14 protein-coding genes, 4 tRNA genes and 2 rRNA genes are annotated in these 20,428 nt (G+C 55.5%); 15 read left to right on the top strand and 5 right to left on the bottom strand.

Going from position 1 to position 20,428, the window contains the following annotated elements; all coding sequences use genetic code 11:
- The first annotated feature begins 4 nt into the window (after nt 1-4).
- The 6 genes from AFK66_RS18385 to AFK66_RS18360 all read left to right on the top strand — a co-directional run bounded on the left by AFK66_RS18385 (nt 5) and on the right by AFK66_RS18360 (nt 3,683).
- Nucleotides 5-81 (top strand) — tRNA-Ile (locus tag AFK66_RS18385).
- Between the two features lie 33 nt (nt 82-114).
- Nucleotides 115-190, top strand: a tRNA-Ala gene (locus AFK66_RS18380).
- 168 nt (nt 191-358) lie between these two features.
- Nucleotides 359-3,260 (top strand): 23S ribosomal RNA (locus AFK66_RS18375).
- A 92-nt stretch (nt 3,261-3,352) separates the two neighbouring features.
- Nucleotides 3,353-3,468 (top strand): 5S ribosomal RNA (gene rrf / locus AFK66_RS18370).
- Nucleotides 3,469-3,522: 54 nt separating this feature from the next.
- Nucleotides 3,523-3,599, top strand: a tRNA-Asp gene (locus tag AFK66_RS18365).
- Between the two features lie 8 nt (nt 3,600-3,607).
- Nucleotides 3,608-3,683: transfer RNA gene (locus AFK66_RS18360), tRNA-Trp, on the top strand.
- Nucleotides 3,684-3,783: 100 nt separating this feature from the next.
- Here the strand turns inward: AFK66_RS18360 and hdfR are convergent.
- Nucleotides 3,784-4,617, bottom strand: a complete 834-nt coding sequence (gene hdfR, locus AFK66_RS18355; RefSeq protein WP_023899645.1) for an HTH-type transcriptional regulator HdfR — start codon at nt 4,615-4,617, stop codon at nt 3,784-3,786.
- A gap of 107 nt (nt 4,618-4,724) precedes the next feature.
- On the opposite strand from hdfR, the gene AFK66_RS18350 reads away from it, so the two are divergent.
- Nucleotides 4,725-5,063 carry a MaoP family protein gene (locus tag AFK66_RS18350; protein WP_004387280.1) on the top strand — a complete coding sequence of 113 codons (339 nt, stop codon included), beginning with the start codon at nt 4,725-4,727 and terminating at the stop codon, nt 5,061-5,063.
- A 79-nt stretch (nt 5,064-5,142) separates the two neighbouring features.
- On the opposite strand, the gene AFK66_RS18345 is transcribed toward AFK66_RS18350, so the two are convergent.
- Nucleotides 5,143-6,663 carry a YifB family Mg chelatase-like AAA ATPase gene (locus AFK66_RS18345; protein WP_007780013.1) on the bottom strand — a complete coding sequence of 507 codons (1,521 nt, stop codon included), beginning with the start codon at nt 6,661-6,663 and terminating at the stop codon, nt 5,143-5,145.
- Between the two features lie 351 nt (nt 6,664-7,014).
- On the opposite strand from AFK66_RS18345, the gene ilvL reads away from it, so the two are divergent.
- From ilvL to ilvA, 6 genes are all read left to right on the top strand, one after another.
- Nucleotides 7,015-7,113, top strand: a complete 99-nt coding sequence (ilvL, locus tag AFK66_RS21795; RefSeq protein WP_071601137.1) for an ilv operon leader peptide — start codon at nt 7,015-7,017, stop codon at nt 7,111-7,113.
- Nucleotides 7,114-7,251: 138 nt separating this feature from the next.
- Nucleotides 7,252-8,898: an acetolactate synthase 2 catalytic subunit gene (gene ilvG / locus AFK66_RS18340; protein ID WP_032978021.1), complete on the top strand. Its 1,647-nt coding sequence runs from the start codon at nt 7,252-7,254 to the stop codon at nt 8,896-8,898.
- Nucleotides 8,895-9,152: an acetolactate synthase 2 small subunit gene (ilvM, locus tag AFK66_RS18335; protein WP_007766319.1), complete on the top strand. Its 258-nt coding sequence runs from the start codon at nt 8,895-8,897 to the stop codon at nt 9,150-9,152. Before ilvG ends, ilvM begins: the two co-directional genes overlap by 4 nt.
- A 20-nt stretch (nt 9,153-9,172) precedes the next feature.
- Entirely contained in the window at nt 9,173-10,102 is a 930-nt protein-coding gene (locus tag AFK66_RS18330; RefSeq protein ID WP_004387276.1) for a branched-chain amino acid transaminase, read from the top strand.
- A 65-nt stretch (nt 10,103-10,167) separates the two neighbouring features.
- Entirely contained in the window at nt 10,168-12,018 is a 1,851-nt protein-coding gene (gene ilvD, locus AFK66_RS18325; protein ID WP_023899640.1) for a dihydroxy-acid dehydratase, read from the top strand.
- Between the two features lie 2 nt (nt 12,019-12,020).
- Nucleotides 12,021-13,565, top strand: coding sequence for a threonine ammonia-lyase, biosynthetic (gene ilvA, locus AFK66_RS18320; protein WP_007798111.1), 1,545 nt, complete (start codon nt 12,021-12,023; stop codon nt 13,563-13,565).
- Here the strand turns inward: ilvA and ilvY are convergent.
- Entirely contained in the window at nt 13,562-14,455 is an 894-nt protein-coding gene (gene ilvY / locus AFK66_RS18315) for an HTH-type transcriptional activator IlvY (protein ID WP_023899639.1), read from the bottom strand. The two genes, ilvA and ilvY, sit on opposite strands and share 4 nt — an antisense overlap.
- Nucleotides 14,456-14,716: 261 nt before the next feature.
- Between ilvY and ilvC the strand changes: the two genes are divergently transcribed.
- The gene (ilvC, locus tag AFK66_RS18310; RefSeq protein WP_004387272.1) at nt 14,717-16,192 is read left to right on the top strand and encodes a ketol-acid reductoisomerase; all 1,476 of its coding nucleotides are present in this window, start codon (nt 14,717-14,719) and stop codon (nt 16,190-16,192) included.
- A 258-nt stretch (nt 16,193-16,450) separates the two neighbouring features.
- Here the strand turns inward: ilvC and ppiC are convergent, their stop codons facing one another.
- Entirely contained in the window at nt 16,451-16,732 is a 282-nt protein-coding gene (gene ppiC / locus AFK66_RS18305) for a peptidylprolyl isomerase PpiC (RefSeq protein ID WP_001140255.1), read from the bottom strand.
- 118 nt (nt 16,733-16,850) lie between these two features.
- Between ppiC and rep the strand changes: the two genes are divergently transcribed.
- Nucleotides 16,851-18,872, top strand: coding sequence for a DNA helicase Rep (rep, locus tag AFK66_RS18300; protein ID WP_007780043.1), 2,022 nt, complete (start codon nt 16,851-16,853; stop codon nt 18,870-18,872).
- 67 nt (nt 18,873-18,939) lie between these two features.
- On the opposite strand, the gene gppA is transcribed toward rep, so the two are convergent.
- Nucleotides 18,940-20,424: a guanosine-5'-triphosphate,3'-diphosphate diphosphatase gene (gene gppA / locus AFK66_RS18295; protein ID WP_032983060.1), complete on the bottom strand. Its 1,485-nt coding sequence runs from the start codon at nt 20,422-20,424 to the stop codon at nt 18,940-18,942.
- Between the last annotated feature and the right edge of the window lie 4 nt (nt 20,425-20,428).

Here is a 20,428-nt window from a genome sequence, read left to right as displayed (position 1 = left end):
CTACAGGCTTGTAGCTCAGGTGGTTAGAGCGCACCCCTGATAAGGGTGAGGTCGGTGGTTCAAGTCCACTCAGGCCTACCAACTCCACAGGAGTTGAAGAGGTTTAACTACGATGGGGCTATAGCTCAGCTGGGAGAGCGCCTGCTTTGCACGCAGGAGGTCTGCGGTTCGATCCCGCATAGCTCCACCATCACTTCAGAGTGTACTCAATGAGTATACTGCGAAGTATTTGCTCTTTAACAATCCGGAACAAGCTGAAAATTGAAACAGACATGCTGTTGCATTTCTCCGTAATAAGGAATGCACGGTATGTCAGAGTCTCTCAAACTCGCAGCACGAAGACTTCTTCGGGTTGTGAGGTTAAGCGAACAAGCGTACACGGTGGATGCCCTGGCAGTCAGAGGCGATGAAGGACGTGCTAATCTGCGAAAAGCGCCGGTAAGGTGATATGAACCGTTATAACCGGCGATGTCCGAATGGGGAAACCCGGTGCACTTCGGTGCATCATCGTTAGCTGAATACATAGGCTAACGAAGCGAACCGGGGGAACTGAAACATCTAAGTACCCCGAGGAAAAGAAATCAACCGAGATTCCCCCAGTAGCGGCGAGCGAACGGGGAACAGCCCAGAGCCTGAATCAGCTTGTGTGTCAGTGGAACGGTCTGGAAAGGCCGGCGATACAGGGTGACAGCCCCGTACACGAAGGCACACAGGCTGTGAGCTCGATGAGTAGGGCGGGACACGTGATATCCTGTCTGAAGATGGGGGGACCATCCTCCAAGGCTAAATACTCCTGACTGACCGATAGTGAACCAGTACCGTGAGGGAAAGGCGAAAAGAACCCCGGCGAGGGGAGTGAAACAGAACCTGAAACCGTGTACGTACAAGCAGTGGGAGCCTTCGTAAGAGGGTGACTGCGTACCTTTTGTATAATGGGTCAGCGACTTATATTCTGTAGCAAGGTTAACCGTATAGGGGAGCCGAAGGGAAACCGAGTCTTAACCGGGCGTTAAGTTGCAGGGTATAGACCCGAAACCCGGTGATCTAGCCATGGGCAGGTTGAAGGTTGGGTAACACTAACTGGAGGACCGAACCGACTAATGTTGAAAAATTAGCGGATGACCTGTGGCTGGGGGTGAAAGGCCAATCAAACCGGGAGATAGCTGGTTCTCCCCGAAAGCTATTTAGGTAGCGCCTCGTGAACTCATCTCCGGGGGTAGAGCACTGTTTCGGCTAGGGGGCCATCCCGGCTTACCAACCCGATGCAAACTGCGAATACCGGAGAATGTTATCACGGGAGACACACGGCGGGTGCTAACGTCCGTCGTGAAGAGGGAAACAACCCAGACCGCCAGCTAAGGTCCCAAAGTCATGGTTAAGTGGGAAACGATGTGGGAAGGCCCAGACAGCCAGGATGTTGGCTTAGAAGCAGCCATCATTTAAAGAAAGCGTAATAGCTCACTGGTCGAGTCGGCCTGCGCGGAAGATGTAACGGGGCTAAACCATGCACCGAAGCTGCGGCAGCGACACTATGTGTTGTTGGGTAGGGGAGCGTTCTGTAAGCCTGCGAAGGTGTGCTGTGAGGCATGCTGGAGGTATCAGAAGTGCGAATGCTGACATAAGTAACGATAAAGCGGGTGAAAAGCCCGCTCGCCGGAAGACCAAGGGTTCCTGTCCAACGTTAATCGGGGCAGGGTGAGTCGACCCCTAAGGCGAGGCCGAAAGGCGTAGTCGATGGGAAACAGGTTAATATTCCTGTACTTGGTGTTACTGCGAAGGGGGGACGGAGAAGGCTATGTCAGCCGGGCGACGGTCGTCCCGGTTTAAGCGTGTAGGCTGACTTTCCAGGCAAATCCGGAAAGTTAAGGCTGAGGCGTGATGACGAGGCACCACGGTGCTGAAGTGACAAATGCCCTGCTTCCAGGAAAAGCCTCTAAGCATCAGGTAACATCAAATCGTACCCCAAACCGACACAGGTGGTCAGGTAGAGAATACCAAGGCGCTTGAGAGAACTCGGGTGAAGGAACTAGGCAAAATGGTGCCGTAACTTCGGGAGAAGGCACGCTGACATGTAGGTGAAGCCCCTGCGGGTGGAGCTGAAGTCAGTCGAAGATACCAGCTGGCTGCAACTGTTTATTAAAAACACAGCACTGTGCAAACACGAAAGTGGACGTATACGGTGTGACGCCTGCCCGGTGCCGGAAGGTTAATTGATGGGGTTATCGCAAGAGAAGCTCCTGATCGAAGCCCCGGTAAACGGCGGCCGTAACTATAACGGTCCTAAGGTAGCGAAATTCCTTGTCGGGTAAGTTCCGACCTGCACGAATGGCGTAATGATGGCCAGGCTGTCTCCACCCGAGACTCAGTGAAATTGAACTCGCTGTGAAGATGCAGTGTACCCGCGGCAAGACGGAAAGACCCCGTGAACCTTTACTACAGCTTGACACTGAACATTGAGCCTTGATGTGTAGGATAGGTGGGAGGCTTTGAAGCGTGGACGCCAGTCTGCGTGGAGCCAACCTTGAAATACCACCCTTTAATGTTTGATGTTCTAACCTGGCGCCGTGATCCGGCGTGGGGACAGTGTCTGGTGGGTAGTTTGACTGGGGCGGTCTCCTCCCAAAGTGTAACGGAGGAGCACGAAGGTCAGCTAATCCTGGTCGGACATCAGGAGGTTAGTGCAATGGCATAAGCTGGCTTGACTGCGAGAGTGACGGCTCGAGCAGGTGCGAAAGCAGGTCATAGTGATCCGGTGGTTCTGTATGGAAGGGCCATCGCTCAACGGATAAAAGGTACTCCGGGGATAACAGGCTGATACCGCCCAAGAGTTCATATCGACGGCGGTGTTTGGCACCTCGATGTCGGCTCATCACATCCTGGGGCTGAAGTAGGTCCCAAGGGTATGGCTGTTCGCCATTTAAAGTGGTACGCGAGCTGGGTTTAGAACGTCGTGAGACAGTTCGGTCCCTATCTGCCGTGGGCGCTGGAGAATTGAGGGGGGCTGCTCCCAGTACGAGAGGACCGGAGTGGACGCATCACTGGTGTTCGGGTTGTCATGCCAATGGCACTGCCCGGTAGCTAAATGCGGAAGAGATAAGTGCTGAAAGCATCTAAGCACGAAACTTGCCCCGAGATGAGTTCTCCCTGAGACTATAAGTCTCCTGAAGGAACGTTGAAGACGACGACGTTGATAGGCCGGGTGTGTAAGCGCAGCGATGCGTTGAGCTAACCGGTACTAATGAACCGTGAGGCTTAACCTTACAACGCCAAAGAAGTCTGGCGTGTTGAGAGAGATATTCAGCTTGTGACGGATAAACGTTCATGGCGGAAGCGGTGAACGAGACAGAATTTGCCTGGCGGCTGTAGCGCGGTGGTCCCACCTGACCCCATGCCGAACTCAGAAGTGAAACGCCGTAGCGCCGATGGTAGTGTGGGGTCTCCCCATGCGAGAGTAGGGAACTGCCAGGCATCAAATTAAGCAGTAAGCCGGAACGATAACCCGGTGGTGTGAAGAAATTCGGTGGAGCGGTAGTTCAGTCGGTTAGAATACCTGCCTGTCACGCAGGGGGTCGCGGGTTCGAGTCCCGTCCGTTCCGCCACCCTATTTAGGGGCGTAGTTCAATTGGTAGAGCACCGGTCTCCAAAACCGGGTGTTGGGGGTTCGAGTCCCTCCGCCCCTGCCAGAAATTATCCTTAGCTTCGGCTAAGGATTTTTTTTTATCTTTTTCTGCAAAACAACCCCTCCTTTTTGTTTGCTTCTTATTGCAATCATTCCATAAAAAATTAAGCAATAACTGGGATCTTGAGAAGATCTTTTATGCTGTTGTGTTTATCGCTGTTTTGCAGCCAGATAGCATAAAGCGGGCGAGAAAGCATCGCGCTATCAAGCACCGGATGTAGATCGCTTTTTTCTTTAGCCCAGTTAACCGGTAACCAGGTACACCCCTGCAATTCCGGCAGCATTTTTCTGGCTATATCGGCAGAGCTGGTTGTCAGTACGGGTATTTCTTCTGGCGTAATTAAACCCGCTTCGTGTTGCTGGAAATCTGGCCCCCATTCTAGCCGTAAATAATTGAGGCTGGTCTTAGTGTGTTCCGGTAGTGTGCAATAAAGACCCAGTGTGAAATGCCCTAGTAATTGGCTGGAAAATTCATCCATTTTGGGCGCTTCAGTAGTGATAAGAAGATCCAGCTGACGTTCATGCAACTGTTTGACCAGCGACTGTCGCTGGGCAATACGCGCTTCGAACTGCATTCCACTCTTTTCCTGATAAAGCCTTGTCAGCCAGCCGGAGAGCATACATTCCCAGAGCGATGCGCTGGCACCAATGGAGAAGAGATTGTGCCGTGATGTCTGCGCAACATCTTTGCGCGCAGTCTGCCAGATATTCATCAGGTTTTCGGCATACGGTAAAAGTCTTTCGCCTGCGGCCGTCAGGCGTATGTTATTGCGATGACGAGTAAAAAGATTGACGCCCAGTTGGTTTTCCAGCTGACGGATGCGAAAGCTCACCGCTGACTGAGTCAGGTAAAGCGCTTCAGCCGCTCTGCCAAAATGGCGCGTTCGGCTGACTTCAAGAAAGGTTTTCAGCAAGTCGGTATCCACATCCCACTCCACAAAAAAATTTGTCGTAATGATTTAAATGTTTTGTTTTACACTCTGTCAAGCGTAACTAATACTCCGCGCCATAAATAGCTCGGCCAAGAGAATTAGGAGCGTGTAGGATGGCGGAAAGCTTTACGACGACTAATCGATTTTTCGACAACAAATATTATCCGCGCGGGTTCTCTCGCCATGGTGATTTCACCATTAAAGAAGCACAGCTGCTTGAGCGTCATGGCTATGCCTTTAATGAGCTGGATCTCGGCAAGCGTGAGCCTGTGACTGCGGAAGAAAAACAGTTTGTTGAAGTCTGTCGCGGTATTCGCGAACCTGCTACTGAAGCAGAACGCGTGTGGTCTAAATATATGACCCGCATCAAACGTCCCAAGCGTTTCCATACCCTGTCCGGCGGCAAGCCGCAAATGGAAGGGATGGATGATTTCGTGGAAACGGATGATTAATCACTAATGGGGCGTAAGCCCCATTATCTTATGTATCGCTTGCTGTTTGCATATGGTGTGCTGAGAATTTCCGTGAGAGCTATGCCATCATGTTTTGCAAATGCGCCAGCATCCTGTCTATCGCACGATAGCTCAGGGCCTCCTGCAGATGTTTACGGCCAATCCTTTGACTCTGTTCACAATCAGCGATAGTACGCGCCACTTTGAGTAAGCGCTGCCATGCGCGAACCGACAGTCCCAGTTTGATTAGCGCTGCCTCCAGCCACTGCGCGTCCTCCGGGCTAAGCACACAAAACTGACGTATCTCCCCATTGTCCAGCATGGCGTTAAGCTTGCCCTGCCGAGCAAACTGACATTCTCTGCTTTCCATTACACGTTTCCTCACTTGCGCGCTGCTTTCGCCAGACTGTCCCACCTGACTAAGCATACCCGGCGGAGGCAGCGGAATTTCAAGCGAGATATCAAACCTGTCAAGGAATGGCCCGGAAAGCCGACCGAGATAACGCAGCGTCTGCTCTGGCGAGCAGCGGTTATGGTTTCCTTTGTAGTGTCCTGTTGGGCTGGGATTCATAGCAGCAATAAGTTGAAAGCGTGCCGGATACGTTAGTTTTGCCCGGGTGCGTGAAAGATGAATCTGCCCTGATTCAATCGGCTCGCGTAAAGCATCCAACACGCGACGCTCGAATTCAGGTAACTCATCCAGAAAAAGCACGCCATTATGGGCAAGTGAGATTTCTCCAGGTGCTGGAATGGCTCCTCCACCCACCATGGCATTCAGCGACGCGCTATGGTGAGGGGCTCTGAATGGACGCTGACGCCATTGATGGTGCAAAGAGACGGGGTTAACCAGGCTTAGTATCGCAGCGCTCTCAAGGGCTTCCTGGTCGCTCAGAGGGGGTAGTAACCCATTGAGTCTGGTGGCAAGCATCGTTTTACCTGTACCGGGAGGCCCAATAAAAAGCAGGTTATGCCCGCCCGCTGCTGTTAACTCCAGTGCGCGTTTCCCCTGAGGTTGCCCGATGACCTCACTCAGGTCTCCGGCAGGCTCTTTGAATTCAAAGTCAGATGGTTCGGCGCATTCGAGCTGCGTTTTCCCTTCCAGAAAGGCGCAGACCTCCTGTAAATGATGAGCCACAAGGCAACCTTCTTTATTGATGAGTCCCACCTCAGGGCCATTATCATGTGCAACGATAATTTTTCTTTTACATCCCAGAGCCTCAATGGCGGCTGAAATTGCACCGGGAACGCCTCTCAGCGCGCCGGTAAGCGCCAGCTCACCTACAAATTCATATTCACCGAGATGAGATGCGCTTAATTGCTCAGACGCGGCCAGAAGCGCGATGGCGATAGGTAAATCATATCGTCCACCCTCTTTAGGTAGATCCGCCGGTGCCAGATTGATGGTTATCTTTTTAGCCGGGAACTCATAACCGCTATTAATGAGCGCGCTGCGTACACGATCTCTTGCCTCTTTAACGGTAGTTTCTGGCAGGCCGACGATTGTCAGGCCGGGCAGCCCGGTGCTGATATGTACTTCAACTGTCACGAGCGGCGCCTTTACTCCAAGCGCAGCACGAGTATGGATAACAGATAACGACATAATCCCTCCTGGAAGTAAAAGCATCGCCAGAATAAGGGGCGTTATCGAGGCATAATTCGCGTTTTTTCGGCACAAATAGCAATGTTTTATCGTATGAAGTTGCACATTCTTATTTGGCCCGAGACGTCTCGCAAAAGCGTAATAAGTTTTCGAAAGGTTATTGCGCCCACAGGCACGATGGCTAAAAATCCTGAAAAAATTTCAGTTAGCGTTACCGGTTGATTACGTTGGGTTTTAATAGATTTGCTGAATGTATTTCTTTTTCGCGTCATAAATATTTCTTGTCACAGCTTTGTTCTCTGTGATAACTCTTTAGGTATTCCTTCGAAAATGACGTAAGTACATACAGAAATGACAACCCTTCTACTAGTGATTAGCCTGGTCGTGATTAGCGTGGTGGTGATTATTAACCCACCGTGCGGGGCTGCACTCGGAAGAAGAAAGGCTTAGAAATCAAGCCTGAATCATCGAAAACCCCCGCACCGAAAGGTCCGGGGGTTTTTTTATGACCTAAAACTTAAGCGAGGAACAGATAATGAGCAGTAGCATAAAATTCTGTTGTCCGCACTGTAAGGCGGGGAACTAACTATGAATGGTGCACAGTGGGTGGTACATGCTTTGCGAGCTCAGGGAGTGGATACCGTTTTTGGCTATCCGGGCGGGGCGATAATGCCGGTCTATGATGCGTTATACGACGGCGGCGTGGAACACCTACTGTGTCGGCACGAGCAGGGCGCAGCAATGGCGGCCATCGGTTATGCTCGCGCCACCGGTAAAACCGGCGTGTGCATCGCTACCTCCGGGCCAGGCGCTACCAACCTGATAACAGGCCTTGCTGATGCTCTGCTGGATTCGGTTCCTGTTGTGGCAATCACCGGCCAGGTCGCGGCACCGCTTATCGGTACCGATGCCTTTCAGGAGGTCGACGTACTTGGTTTGTCGCTTGCCTGTACCAAACACAGCTTTCTTGTAGAGTCTCTGGACGAGCTGCCGGAAATCATGGCGCAGGCTTTTCATCTGGCCAGCTCAGGTCGTCCGGGGCCGGTACTGATCGATATCCCTAAAGATATTCAGCTGACCAGCGGGGAGCTTGAGCCGTGGCTTTCCAGTGTCGAAGACACGTTTGTCATACCGCAAGCGGAGCTGGAGCAGGCTCGTTCGTTACTGAGCCAGGCTGAAAAACCCATGCTCTATGTCGGCGGCGGCGTCGGCATGGCGCAGGCGGTGCCAGCGCTGCGCGAATTCATGTCACAAACGCAAATCCCATGCGCAGTTACGCTTAAAGGACTTGGCGCGGTAGAAGCCAGCTACCCATGGTACGTCGGTATGCTGGGTATGCATGGCACCAAAGCGGCGAATCTGGCAGTGCAGGAGTGCGACTTGCTGATAGCGGTCGGCGCACGCTTTGACGATCGCGTTACCGGCAAGCTCAATACCTTCGCGCCTCACGCCAAAGTTATTCACATGGATATCGATCCGGCGGAACTGAATAAGCTGCGTCAGGCGCATGTAGGGCTGCAGGGCGATCTCAACGCGTTATTACCCGCGCTGCAACGGCCGATGGCTATCGACGCCTGGCGTGAGCGCGTCGCCGCGCTGCGAAGCGAACATGACTGGCGTTACGATCATCCAGGCGAGGGGATTTTCGCCCCGCTGTTGTTAAAGCAGCTCTCGGACCGCAAGCCGGTAAACAGCGTAGTGACCACCGATGTAGGCCAGCACCAGATGTGGGCGGCGCAGCACATGCGCTTTAGCCGCCCGGAAAATTTCATCACCTCAAGCGGTCTTGGAACGATGGGTTTTGGCCTGCCGGCTGCGGTAGGCGCGCAGGTGGCTCGCCCTGACGATACCGTTATCTGTGTAACCGGTGACGGTTCTTTCATGATGAATATTCAGGAACTGGGCACCGTGAAGCGCAAACAGCTGCCCCTCAAGATTGTACTGCTGGATAACCAGCGTCTGGGAATGGTGCGCCAGTGGCAGCAACTTTTCTTCTCGGAGCGCTACAGCGAGACGAATCTTTCTGATAACCCTGATTTTCTGACGCTGGCCAGCGCCTTTGGCATTGCCGGTCAGCGCATCACCCGTAAAGACCAGGTGGCAGCCGCGCTGGAGACTATGTTCAACAACGAAGGCCCTTATTTGCTGCACGTTTCAATCGATGAAGCTGAAAACGTCTGGCCTCTGGTGCCTCCTGGCGCCAGCAACTCACAAATGCTGGAGAAAATATCATGATGCAACATCAACTCGCCGTACAGGCTCGCTTTCGCCCGGAAACCCTGGAACGTGTGCTGCGCGTGGTGCGTCACCGTGGCTTTCAAATTTGCGCCATGAATATGGCGGCATGCGCTAATGCGGAAAATATAAATATTGAACTGACCGTTGCCAGCCCGCGCCCAGTCGAATTACTGTTTAGTCAGCTAAGCAAACTGGTCGATGTCGCGTGCGTCGAGATCCAGCAACCAACATCACAACAAATCCGCGCCTGAGCGCAAAAGGAAGAAGAAAAATGACGACGAAAAAAGCTGATTACATTTGGTTCAACGGCGAAATGGTTCCCTGGGGCGAGGCGAAGGTTCACGTCATGTCTCATGCGTTGCACTACGGTACATCAGTCTTTGAAGGCATCCGCTGCTACGATTCGCACAAAGGCCCGGTCGTGTTCCGCCATCGTGAACATATGCAGCGTCTGCGTGATTCCGCCAAAATTTACCGTTTCCCGGTTAGCCAGTCTGTTGATGAGTTAATGGAAGCCTGCCGCCAGGTCATTCGCGAAAACAAACTGACCAGCGCCTATATTCGTCCGCTGGTGTTCGTAGGCGATGTCGGTATGGGCGTTAACCCGCCAGAGGGCTACAAGACGGACGTCATTATCGCAGCGTTCCCGTGGGGCGCGTATTTGGGGGCTGAAGCGCTGGATCAGGGCATCGACGCGATGGTCTCTTCATGGAACCGCGCGGCGCCAAATACCATTCCAACCGCCGCTAAAGCGGGCGGTAACTATCTTTCCTCTCTGCTGGTCGGCAGCGAAGCGCGCCGTCACGGTTATCAGGAAGGTATCGCGCTGGATGTTCACGGCTATATCTCAGAAGGCGCGGGCGAAAACCTGTTTGAAGTGAAAGATGGCGTCATCTACACCCCGCCGTTTACCTCTTCCGCGCTGCCAGGCATCACCCGTGACGCCATCATCAAGCTTGCCAAAGATATGGGCATCGAAGTCCGTGAGCAGGTGCTTTCCCGTGAATCACTATACCTGGCGGATGAAGTGTTTATGTCCGGTACGGCGGCGGAAATCACGCCGGTGCGCAGCGTAGACGGCATCCAGGTAGGCGAAGGCCGCTGTGGTCCGGTGACCAAACGCGTTCAGCAGGCATTCTTTGGCCTGTTCACCGGCGAGACTGAAGATAAATGGGGCTGGCTGGATCAGGTTAACCCGTAAGCACAATAACACCTGCACGGGCGGCCTGAGCCGCCCGGCTTTTGTAGAGACTGGAGTGAAAAAGCATGCCTAAGTACCGTTCTGCCACCACCACGCACGGCCGCAATATGGCGGGTGCCCGCGCCTTATGGCGCGCCACGGGAATGACCGATGCCGATTTCGGCAAGCCAATTATCGCGGTTGTGAACTCCTTTACTCAGTTTGTGCCGGGCCATGTGCACCTGCGCGATCTGGGCAAACTGGTTGCGGAGCAAATCGAGGTGGCTGGTGGCGTGGCGAAAGAGTTCAACACCATCGCGGTGGATGACGGCATCGCCATGGGACACGGCGGCATGCTCTATTCACTGCCGTCCCGCGAACTTATTGCCGACTCCGTTGAATATATGGTGAACGCCCACTGTGCGGATGCCATGGTGTGTATCTCCAACTGCGACAAAATCACCCCAGGGATGCTGATGGCCTCTCTGCGTCTGAATATTCCTGTGATTTTTGTCTCCGGCGGTCCGATGGAAGCCGGTAAAACCAAACTTTCCGATCAGATAATCAAACTCGATCTGGTCGATGCGATGATCCAGGGCGCGAACCCGAACGTCAGCGATGAGCAGAGCGACCAGGTGGAACGTTCCGCCTGCCCAACCTGCGGTTCCTGCTCCGGTATGTTTACCGCTAACTCCATGAACTGTCTGACCGAGGCGCTGGGCCTGTCGCAGCCGGGCAACGGCTCGCTGCTGGCGACCCATGCCGACCGCAAAGATCTCTTCATCAACGCAGGTAAACGTATCGTTTCTCTCACCAAACGCTATTACGAGCAGGACGACGCCAGCGTGTTGCCGCGCAATATTGCGAGCAAAGCGGCGTTTGAAAACGCCATGACGCTCGATATCGCGATGGGCGGCTCCACCAATACCGTTCTGCATCTGCTGGCTGCGGCACAAGAGGCGGAAATCGACTTCACGATGAGCGATATCGACCGTCTCTCCCGTAAAGTACCGCAGCTGTGCAAAGTGGCGCCCAGCACCCAGAAATACCATATGGAAGATGTTCACCGCGCGGGCGGGGTCATCGGCATTCTCGGGGAACTGGATCGCGCCGGTCTTCTGAACCGCGAGGTGAATAACGTGCTGGGGCTAACGCTTTCGCGGACGCTTGAGCAGTACGACGTCATGCTCACTCAGGATAGCGCCGTGAAAGAGATGTACCGTGCAGGCCCGGCGGGTATTCGTACCACCCAGGCGTTTTCGCAATCCTGCCGCTGGGATTCGCTGGACGATGATCGTCAGGACGGTTGCATCCGCTCGCTGGAACACGCTTACAGCCAGGACGGCGGCCTTGCCGTTCTGTATGGCAACTTCGCAGAAAACGGCTGCATCGTAAAAACGGCGGGCGTTGATGAAGGCAGTCTGGTGTTCCGTGGCCCGGCGAAAGTCTATGAAAGCCAGGATGACGCGGTAGAAGCCATCCTCGGCGGTAAAGTCATCGCGGGCGATGTCGTCGTGATCCGCTACGAAGGGCCGAAAGGCGGGCCGGGTATGCAGGAGATGCTTTACCCGACCAGCTTCCTGAAATCAATGGGCCTCGGTAAAGCCTGCGCGCTTATCACGGATGGTCGTTTCTCGGGCGGCACGTCCGGGCTTTCCATCGGCCACGTCTCGCCGGAAGCCGCCAGCGGGGGCAACATCGCGCTTATCGAAGACGGCGACATGATAGCGATTGATATCCCCAACCGCGGTATTCAGCTTGAAGTCAGCGACCAGCAGCTTGCGGCGCGCCGTGAAGCGCAGGAAGCGCGCGGTGCTGACGCCTGGACGCCGCGTAACCGCGAGCGTCAGGTTTCCTTCGCGTTGCGCGCTTACGCAAGCCTCGCCACCAGCGCCGATAAAGGCGCCGTGCGCGATAAATCGAAGCTGGGAGGCTGATCATGGCCGAATCGCAACCGCTTTCCGCCGCCCCCTGCGGGGCGGAATATCTGCGCGCCGTGCTGCGCTCACCGGTCTATGAAGTGGCGCAGGTTACGCCGCTGCAAAAGATGGAGAAGCTGTCGGCACGGCTTAATAACGTGGTGCTGGTGAAGCGCGAAGACCGCCAGCCGGTACACAGCTTTAAGCTGCGCGGCGCTTACGCCATGATGGCGAATCTCAATGACGAGCAGAAAGCGCGTGGCGTGATTACCGCTTCTGCGGGCAATCACGCGCAGGGCGTGGCGCTTTCGGCATCCCGGCTGGGCATTAAATCGCTTATCGTTATGCCGGTCACCACGGCGGATATCAAAGTGGATGCGGTTCGCGGCTTTGGCGGCGAAGTGCTTTTGCATGGCGCGAACTTCGACGAGGCGAAAGCCCATGCGATTTCGCTTTCGCAGCAGCAGGGATTTACTTACGTGCCGCCGTTCGATCACCCGGCCGTTATCGCCGGGCAGGGCACGCTGGCGCTGGAGTTACTCCAGCAGGATGCGCATATCGATCGCGTCTTTGTGCCGGTCGGCGGTGGGGGTCTCGCGGCAGGCGTCGCGGTGTTGATCAAACAACTCATGCCGCAAATCAAAGTGATCGCCGTCGAAGCTGCTGATTCCGCCTGTCTGAAAGCGGCGCTTGAGGCTGGCCAGCCGGTCGATTTGCCGCGCGTCGGGTTATTTGCAGAAGGCGTGGCGGTTAAACGCATCGGTGATGAGACGTTCCGTGTGTGTCAGGAGTATCTCGACGATATTATTACCGTCGACAGCGACGCTATCTGCGCGGCGATGAAAGATCTGTTTGAAGATGTCCGCGCGGTAGCGGAGCCTTCCGGCGCGCTGGCGCTGGCGGGCATGAAAAAGTACGTCGCGCAGCATGATATTCGCGGCGAACGTCTGGCACATATACTCTCCGGCGCCAACGTGAATTTCCACGGGCTGCGTTATGTTTCTGAACGCTGCGAGCTTGGTGAACAGCGCGAGGCGTTGCTGGCAGTGACTATTCCGGAAGAGAAAGGCAGCTTCCTGAAATTCTGCCAGTTACTGGGCGGACGTGCGGTCACGGAGTTCAACTACCGTTTTGCCGACGCTAAAGACGCCTGCATTTTCGTCGGCGTGCGAATCAGTCGTGGCATGGAAGAACGGCATGAGATCATCGAGCAACTTACCAGCGATGGTTACGGCGTGGTGGATCTCTCCGATGACGAAATGGCGAAGCTGCATGTTCGCTACATGGTTGGCGGGCGCCCTTCGCGGCCGCTGCGCGAGCGGCTGTACAGCTTTGAATTCCCGGAGGCGCCGGGCGCGCTGCTGCGTTTTCTTCACACGCTCGGCACGCACTGGAACATTTCACTGTTTCATTACCGCAGTCACGGCACCGACTATGGCCGCGTGCTGGCCGCCTTTGAACTTGGCGAACATGAGCCAGATTTCGAAACCCGGCTCAACGAACTCGGCTACGAATGCCACGACGAAACCGGCAACCCGGCGTTTCGGTTCTTTCTGGCAGGTTAACGGTAGCCTGGCAGGAGTTTCCAGAAGGCTTCAACAAGCGGCTCATGCAGCCGCTTTTTTTGTGCGCAGACGCCAAGCTCGAACGGCGTTTTCTCATCGCTGCGCTCAAGTATCAGTACGCGATTGCGTACCGGTTCCGGGCTATTTTCCAGCACCACTTCGGGTATCAGCGCTACGCCGCAGCCCAGCGCGACCATCGATACCATTGCTTCGTGGCCAGCGACGGTGGCGTAAATAAACGGATTGCTGATTTTATGGCGGCGAAACCACAACTCAATGCGCCGCCGCACTGGCCCCTGATCCGGCATGATAAACGGCACTTTCGTCCAGTCCGGCTCCGGTACCGAAACCTGCGCGCGCACCGGACAAGGGAGCGCTGGCGCTATCAACACCACGCTGAGATTTTCCAGCATCGAAAACGCGACGGCCGCGGGCAGCGCTTCCGGCTTACCGGCGATAGCGATATCGGCCTCGCCGGAATTGACCTTTTCCACAGCGTCGGCGGCGTCGCCCGTTGTCAGCTTGATTTCCACCGATGGGTGCTCGGCGCGAAAGCGATCGAGAATCGGCGGCAGATGGCTGTACGCCGCTGTTACTGAACAAAACAGATGCAGTTCGCCTGAGAGCGTCGGCCCCTGCTGGTCGATAGCGTGGCGCAACTGCTGATATTGCAGCAGCGTTTGTTGCGCGAACTGGCGCAGCGCGTCGCCTGCTTCGGTCAGCGTGACGGCGCGGTTATCGCGAATAAACAGCGGCTGGCCGAGATCCTCTTCAAGCCGTTGGATCTGGCGCGACAGCGTCGAGGGGCTAACGTGCATGGCTCGCGCGCTACGGCCAAAGTGGCGGCTTTCCGCCAGATGCAGGAACATTTTCAGATCGCGTAGATCCATGGCGTCGACTCCCTGAAATGCTGTTGCATAAAACGCAACGTGATGTTGTCAATATATCAATTTCCGCAACGAATTTCCTGTCATATAGTGGTTTTACGCTGTTTCAGGACGCAGGGATGAGAGCTTTCTCTGACCAGGCTCGCAACCCTGCGGCATAAGGCTCGCGAAAACGTCGCCTTCCTGTAACCTGAATTCTGTAGCGTCGCTTTTGACGACGCGGTAAACGAACAATAAGACACGACAACATCACGAGGTATCACCATGGCTAACTACTTCAATACTTTGAATTTGCGTCAGCAGCTGGCGCAACTGGGCAAATGCCGTTTTATGGCGCGCGATGAGTTCGCCGACGGCGCAGGCTACCTCAAAGGTAAAAAAGTAGTCATCGTGGGTTGCGGCGCGCAGGGCCTCAACCAGGGGCTGAACATGCGTGATTCCGGTCTGGATGTGTCCTATGCCCTGCGTAAAGAAGCGATCGCCGAGAAGCGCGCTTCCTGGCGCAAGGCGACAGAAAATGGTTTTCAGGTAGGCACTTATGAAGAGCTGATCCCGCAGGCGGATCTGGTGGTTAACCTGACGCCGGACAAACAGCACTCTGACGTTGTACGCGCCGTGCAGCCGCTGATGAAAGATGGCGCCGCGCTGGGTTATTCCCACGGTTTTAACATCGTTGAAGTAGGTGAGCAGATCCGTAAAGACATTACTGTAGTGATGGTGGCGCCGAAGTGTCCGGGCACCGAAGTGCGTGAAGAGTACAAACGTGGTTTCGGCGTGCCGACGCTTATCGCGGTACACCCGGAAAACGATCCGAAAGGCGAGGGCATGGCGATTGCCAAAGCGTGGGCCGCGGCCACCGGCGGTCACCGCGCAGGCGTGCTGGAGTCTTCGTTCGTGGCGGAAGTGAAATCTGACCTGATGGGCGAGCAGACCATCCTGTGCGGCATGTTACAGGCCGGTTCTCTGCTGTGCTTCGACAAGCTGGTGGAAGAGGGCACAGACCCGGCGTATGCGGAAAAACTGATTCAGTTCGGCTGGGAAACCATCACCGAAGCGTTGAAACAGGGCGGTATCACGCTGATGATGGATCGCCTCTCCAACCCGGCGAAACTGCGTGCTTACGCGCTCTCCGAACAGCTGAAAACCATTATGGCGCCGCTGTTTCAGAAACACATGGACGACATCATCTCCGGCGAGTTTTCTTCCGGCATGATGGCGGACTGGGCGAATGACGATAAGAAACTGCTGACCTGGCGCGAAGAGACCGGCAAAACCGCGTTCGAAAATGCGCCGCAGTATGAAGGCAAAATCAGCGAGCAAGAGTATTTCGATAAAGGCGTGCTGATGATCGCGATGGTGAAAGCGGGCGTTGAGCTGGCGTTTGAAACCATGGTCGCCGCAGGCATTATTGAAGAGTCTGCGTACTATGAGTCTCTGCATGAGCTGCCGCTGATTGCCAACACCATCGCCCGTAAGCGTCTGTATGAAATGAACGTGGTTATCTCTGACACCGCGGAATATGGCAACTACTTGTTCGCTAATGCAGCCGTACCGCTGCTGAAAGAGTTTATGACCAAACTGCAGCCGGGCGATCTGGGGAAAGCCGTAGAAGGCACCGCGGTGGATAACGCGCAGCTGCGTGACGTTAACGATGCGATTCGCAGCCATGAGATCGAAAAAGTGGGACAGAAGCTGCGCGGTTATATGACCGATATGAAGCGTATCGCGGTCGCAGGCTAACCGGCACTGTTAAAAGGTGGGTGCGTTTCACTTACCCACCCTACTTGCGGGTAAACATGGTTTTGTAGAGCGGGTAAGCCCTGCGCACCCGCCGCAGGCATGGCCATTAAAAGGTGGGTGCGTTTCACTTACCCATCCTACGTGCGGGTAACCGTGGTTTTATCAGGCGGGTAAGCCCCGCGCACCCGCCGTGAGCAACGAAACGCTCCCCGTAATCAACGCCAGAAAAAAGGCCTTCTCATGGAGAAGGCCTTTTTATCAGTTACGGTACAGCACCTTAATAATATGGTAGCCAAACTGCGTATGCAGCGGGCCGGTCGGCTCCAGCACCGGGCAGGAGAACACCACTTTATCGAAAGCCGGCACCATCTGGCCCTGGCGGAATTCGCCTAAATGGCCGCCTTTTTTGCCCGACGGGCAAATGGAGTGTTTCTTGGCCAGCTTTTCAAAATCGCCGCCGTTCTTAATTTGCTCCAGCAGATCCAGTGCCAGTTTTTCTTCTTTAACAAGGATATGCAGTGCTGCTGCTGTTTTTGCCATGATCGTGCCTTGAGTGGGGTTGATAACGCTGGCTATACTACCACGCGTTTTTCTCCCTTCGTACTGTCGTACCTGCTGTGGGGAGCCGCTTTCTCCTCTGACTTTCACTGAGTAATTTATGCGTCTGAACCCCGCCCAACAACAAGCCGTCGAATTCGTCACTGGCCCCTGCCTGGTGCTGGCGGGTGCTGGCTCCGGTAAAACCCGCGTTATCACCAACAAAATCGCGCACCTCATCCGCGGTTGTGGCTATCAGGCGCGCCATATCGCGGCGGTCACCTTTACCAACAAAGCCGCGCGTGAGATGAAAGAGCGTGTGGCCCAGACGCTGGGACGCAAAGAGGCGCGTGGCCTGATGATTTCAACATTCCACACGCTGGGCCTGGAAATCATCAAGCGTGAGTACGCGGCGCTGGGCATGAAATCCAATTTCTCGCTGTTTGACGATACCGATCAGATGGCGCTTGTCAAAGAGCTGACCGAAGGGCTGGTCGAAAACGATAAAGTACTTTTACAGCAGCTGATTTCCACGATCTCGAACTGGAAAAACGATCTGCTGAGCCCGCAGCAGGCCGCCGCGCGCGCAACCGGCGAGCGCGAGCGCATTTTCGCGCACTGCTATAGCCTGTACGACGCCCATCTGAAAGCCTGCAACGTGCTCGATTTTGACGATCTGATCCTGCTACCGACGCTGCTGTTGCAGCGTAATGAAGAGGTACGGGAACGCTGGCAGAACCGCATTCGCTACCTGCTGGTGGATGAATATCAGGACACCAACACCAGCCAGTATGAGCTGGTGAAACTGTTGGTGGGCAACCGCGCGCGCTTTACAGTAGTGGGTGACGATGACCAGTCGATTTACTCCTGGCGTGGAGCTCGCCCGCAAAACCTAGTGCTGTTAAGCCAGGATTTCCCGGCGCTCCAGGTGATTAAGCTTGAACAGAATTACCGATCGTCCGGGCGCATTCTGAAAGCCGCCAACATTCTTATCGCCAATAACCCGCATGTCTTTGAGAAAAAACTCTTTTCCGAACTGGGCTATGGCACCGAGCTGAAAGTGCTTACTGCCAATCATGAAGATCATGAGGCGGAGCGCGTCACCGGCGAGCTTATCGCGCACCACTTTATTAATAAGACGCAGTACAAAGATTACGCCATCCTGTATCGCGGCAACCACCAGTCGCGGGTGTTTGAAAAGATGCTGATGCAAAACCGCATCCCGTATCGTATTTCCGGCGGTACGTCGTTCTTCTCGCGCCCGGAAATCAAAGATTTGCTGGCCTATCTGCGCGTGCTGACGAACCCGGACGACGACAGCGCCTTTCTGCGCATTGTGAACACGCCGAAGCGCGAAATCGGCCCGGCGACGCTGCAAAAGCTCGGCGAGTGGGCGAACCAGCGCAATAAGAGTCTCTTTACCGCCAGTTTTGATATGGGGCTTGCCCAGACGCTGACCGGGCGCGGTTACGAATCGCTGACGCGCTTCACAAGCTGGCTGCAGGAAGTGGCCGTGCTGTCTGAGCGTGAACCGGTCGCGGCGGTACGCGATCTCATTCGCGGTATCGATTATGAAGCCTGGCTGTTTGAAACCTCGCCCAGCCCGAAAGCGGCGGAGATGCGCATGAAGAACGTCAACCAGCTCTTTAGCTGGATGACGGAGATGCTGGAAGGTACCGATCTCGACGAACCGATTACGCTGACGCAGGTCGTCACGCGTTTTACGCTGCGCGACATGATGGAGCGCGGTGAAAGCGATGAAGAGCTCGACCAGGTACAGCTCATGACGCTGCACGCCTCGAAAGGGCTGGAGTTCCCGTATGTGTTTCTGGTTGGTATGGAAGAGGGACTGCTGCCGCACCAGAGCAGCATCGATGAAGACAACATCGACGAAGAGCGACGCCTCGCCTACGTGGGCATCACGCGCGCCCAGAAAGAGCTGACCTTTACGCTGTGCAAAGAGCGCCGTCAGTATGGCGAGCTGGTACGTCCTGAGCCGAGCCGCTTTTTGCTGGAACTGCCGCAGGACGATTTGCACTGGGAGACCGAGCGCAAAGTGGTAACGCCGCAGGAGCGGATGCAAAAAGGCCAGGCGAATGTCGCGAACATTAAAGCGATGCTGGCGAAAGCGCGCGGCGGATAACACCGCTACTCGTTGAGCCGACAATAAAAAAACCGCCTCTGGAGGCGGTTTTTTTATGCACTAAACGTTACTTAACGTCGAGCTGCCAGTGTACGTAGCTCTGCCAGAGCTGCTCCTGCTCTAACATCTCCGCGCCCAGCGGGTGAACGGAAAGCCAGTCCTGCGGGAGCGACGCGGTGAGCGTGTCGTCATGCGCGGTGAGCGTAACGTCAGGGAGCATGTCGTCGCGCCGACGGCTGGCGAAGATAATCGCCAGACGCAGCAATCGGCACAGACGCTCGGCCACGCGCAGCGGGACGGCGTTTTGCTGTTGCAGCGCCGGGAGATCGACCGTACCGGTCTGGTTCAGCAAGAGCGTCGCCAGCAGCTTTTTCTGCGCGGGCGTAAAGCCTGGCAAATCCAGGTTATTCACCAGATAAGCGGCGTGCTGGGGCGCGCGTTTGAAATCGACCGCCAGGCCCACTTCATGCAGTAAACTGGCGCTGTGCAGCAGCGCACGGCTGAGATCGTCCAGCGCCCATTCACGTTCAACGCTGACGGCAAAACGCTCCGCCAATTGCGCCACGCGCCCGGCCTGGGCGATATCCACCATAAAACGCCGCTGGATGTTTTTCAGCGTGCGATTGCGAATATCCTGATCCACTGCCAGGTGCAGCATGCCGTACACCAGCCCTTCACGCAGCGCGCCGCCGGCAAGCGTCATACAGTCGATTTCCAGTTCGCTGAAAATCGCGATAAGAATGGCGAGGCCGCTCGGGAATACCAGCGCACGCTCAAGCGTCAGGCCCTCGATCTCAAGCTCCTCAAGACGGCCGCAGTGGATAGCGCGCGCCTTGAGCTGCTGAAGTTTCGCCAGCGTGATGCGCTCGTCCATCCCCTGCGCCATCATGATTTCCTGCAGCGCCTGCACGGTGCCGGAGGCCCCGACGCAGATCTTCCAGCCCTGGCCGCGCAGTTGCGCGATAACCGGTTGCAGGATATTGCGGGCGGCCTGTTCGGCACTGGCAAAATGCTCCTGCGTCAGGCTGCGATCGGTAAAGAAGCGCTCAAGAAAGGTCACGCAGCCCATCGGCAGGCTGAAGAGCGAGGTCGCGCGCGCGCCGGTGCCGGTCACAAGCTCCGTGCTGGCACCGCCGATATCGACAACCAGACGCCTGTCGGCACCGCCGGTGGTATGCGCCACGCCCTGATAGATCAGACGGGCTTCTTCTTCACCGGCAATAACCTGAACCGGGCAGCCAAGGATCTCCTGAGCGCGGGCGACAAACACATCGGCATTGGTGGCAAGGCGCAGCGTCGCGGTGGCGACTACGCGGATTTGCGAGGGGGGAATATCCTGAAGCCGTTCAGCAAACAGACGCAGACATTGCCAGCCGCGCTCCATGGCGTCGGCCGAGAGCGCATTATCGGCGCCGAGGCCCGCCGCGAGACGTACCTTGCGTTTCACACGCGTGAGCGTCTGAATGCTCCCGGCCACCTCACGTACCACCAGCATATGAAAGCTGTTCGAACCGAGGTCGATTGCCGCATACAGTGAGGAGGTGCCGGGCATAGCG

Source organism: Cronobacter malonaticus LMG 23826 (assembly GCF_001277215.2).
Lineage (GTDB): Bacteria > Pseudomonadota > Gammaproteobacteria > Enterobacterales > Enterobacteriaceae > Cronobacter > Cronobacter malonaticus.
This window is presented reverse-complemented; position numbering and strand designations above follow the sequence as displayed.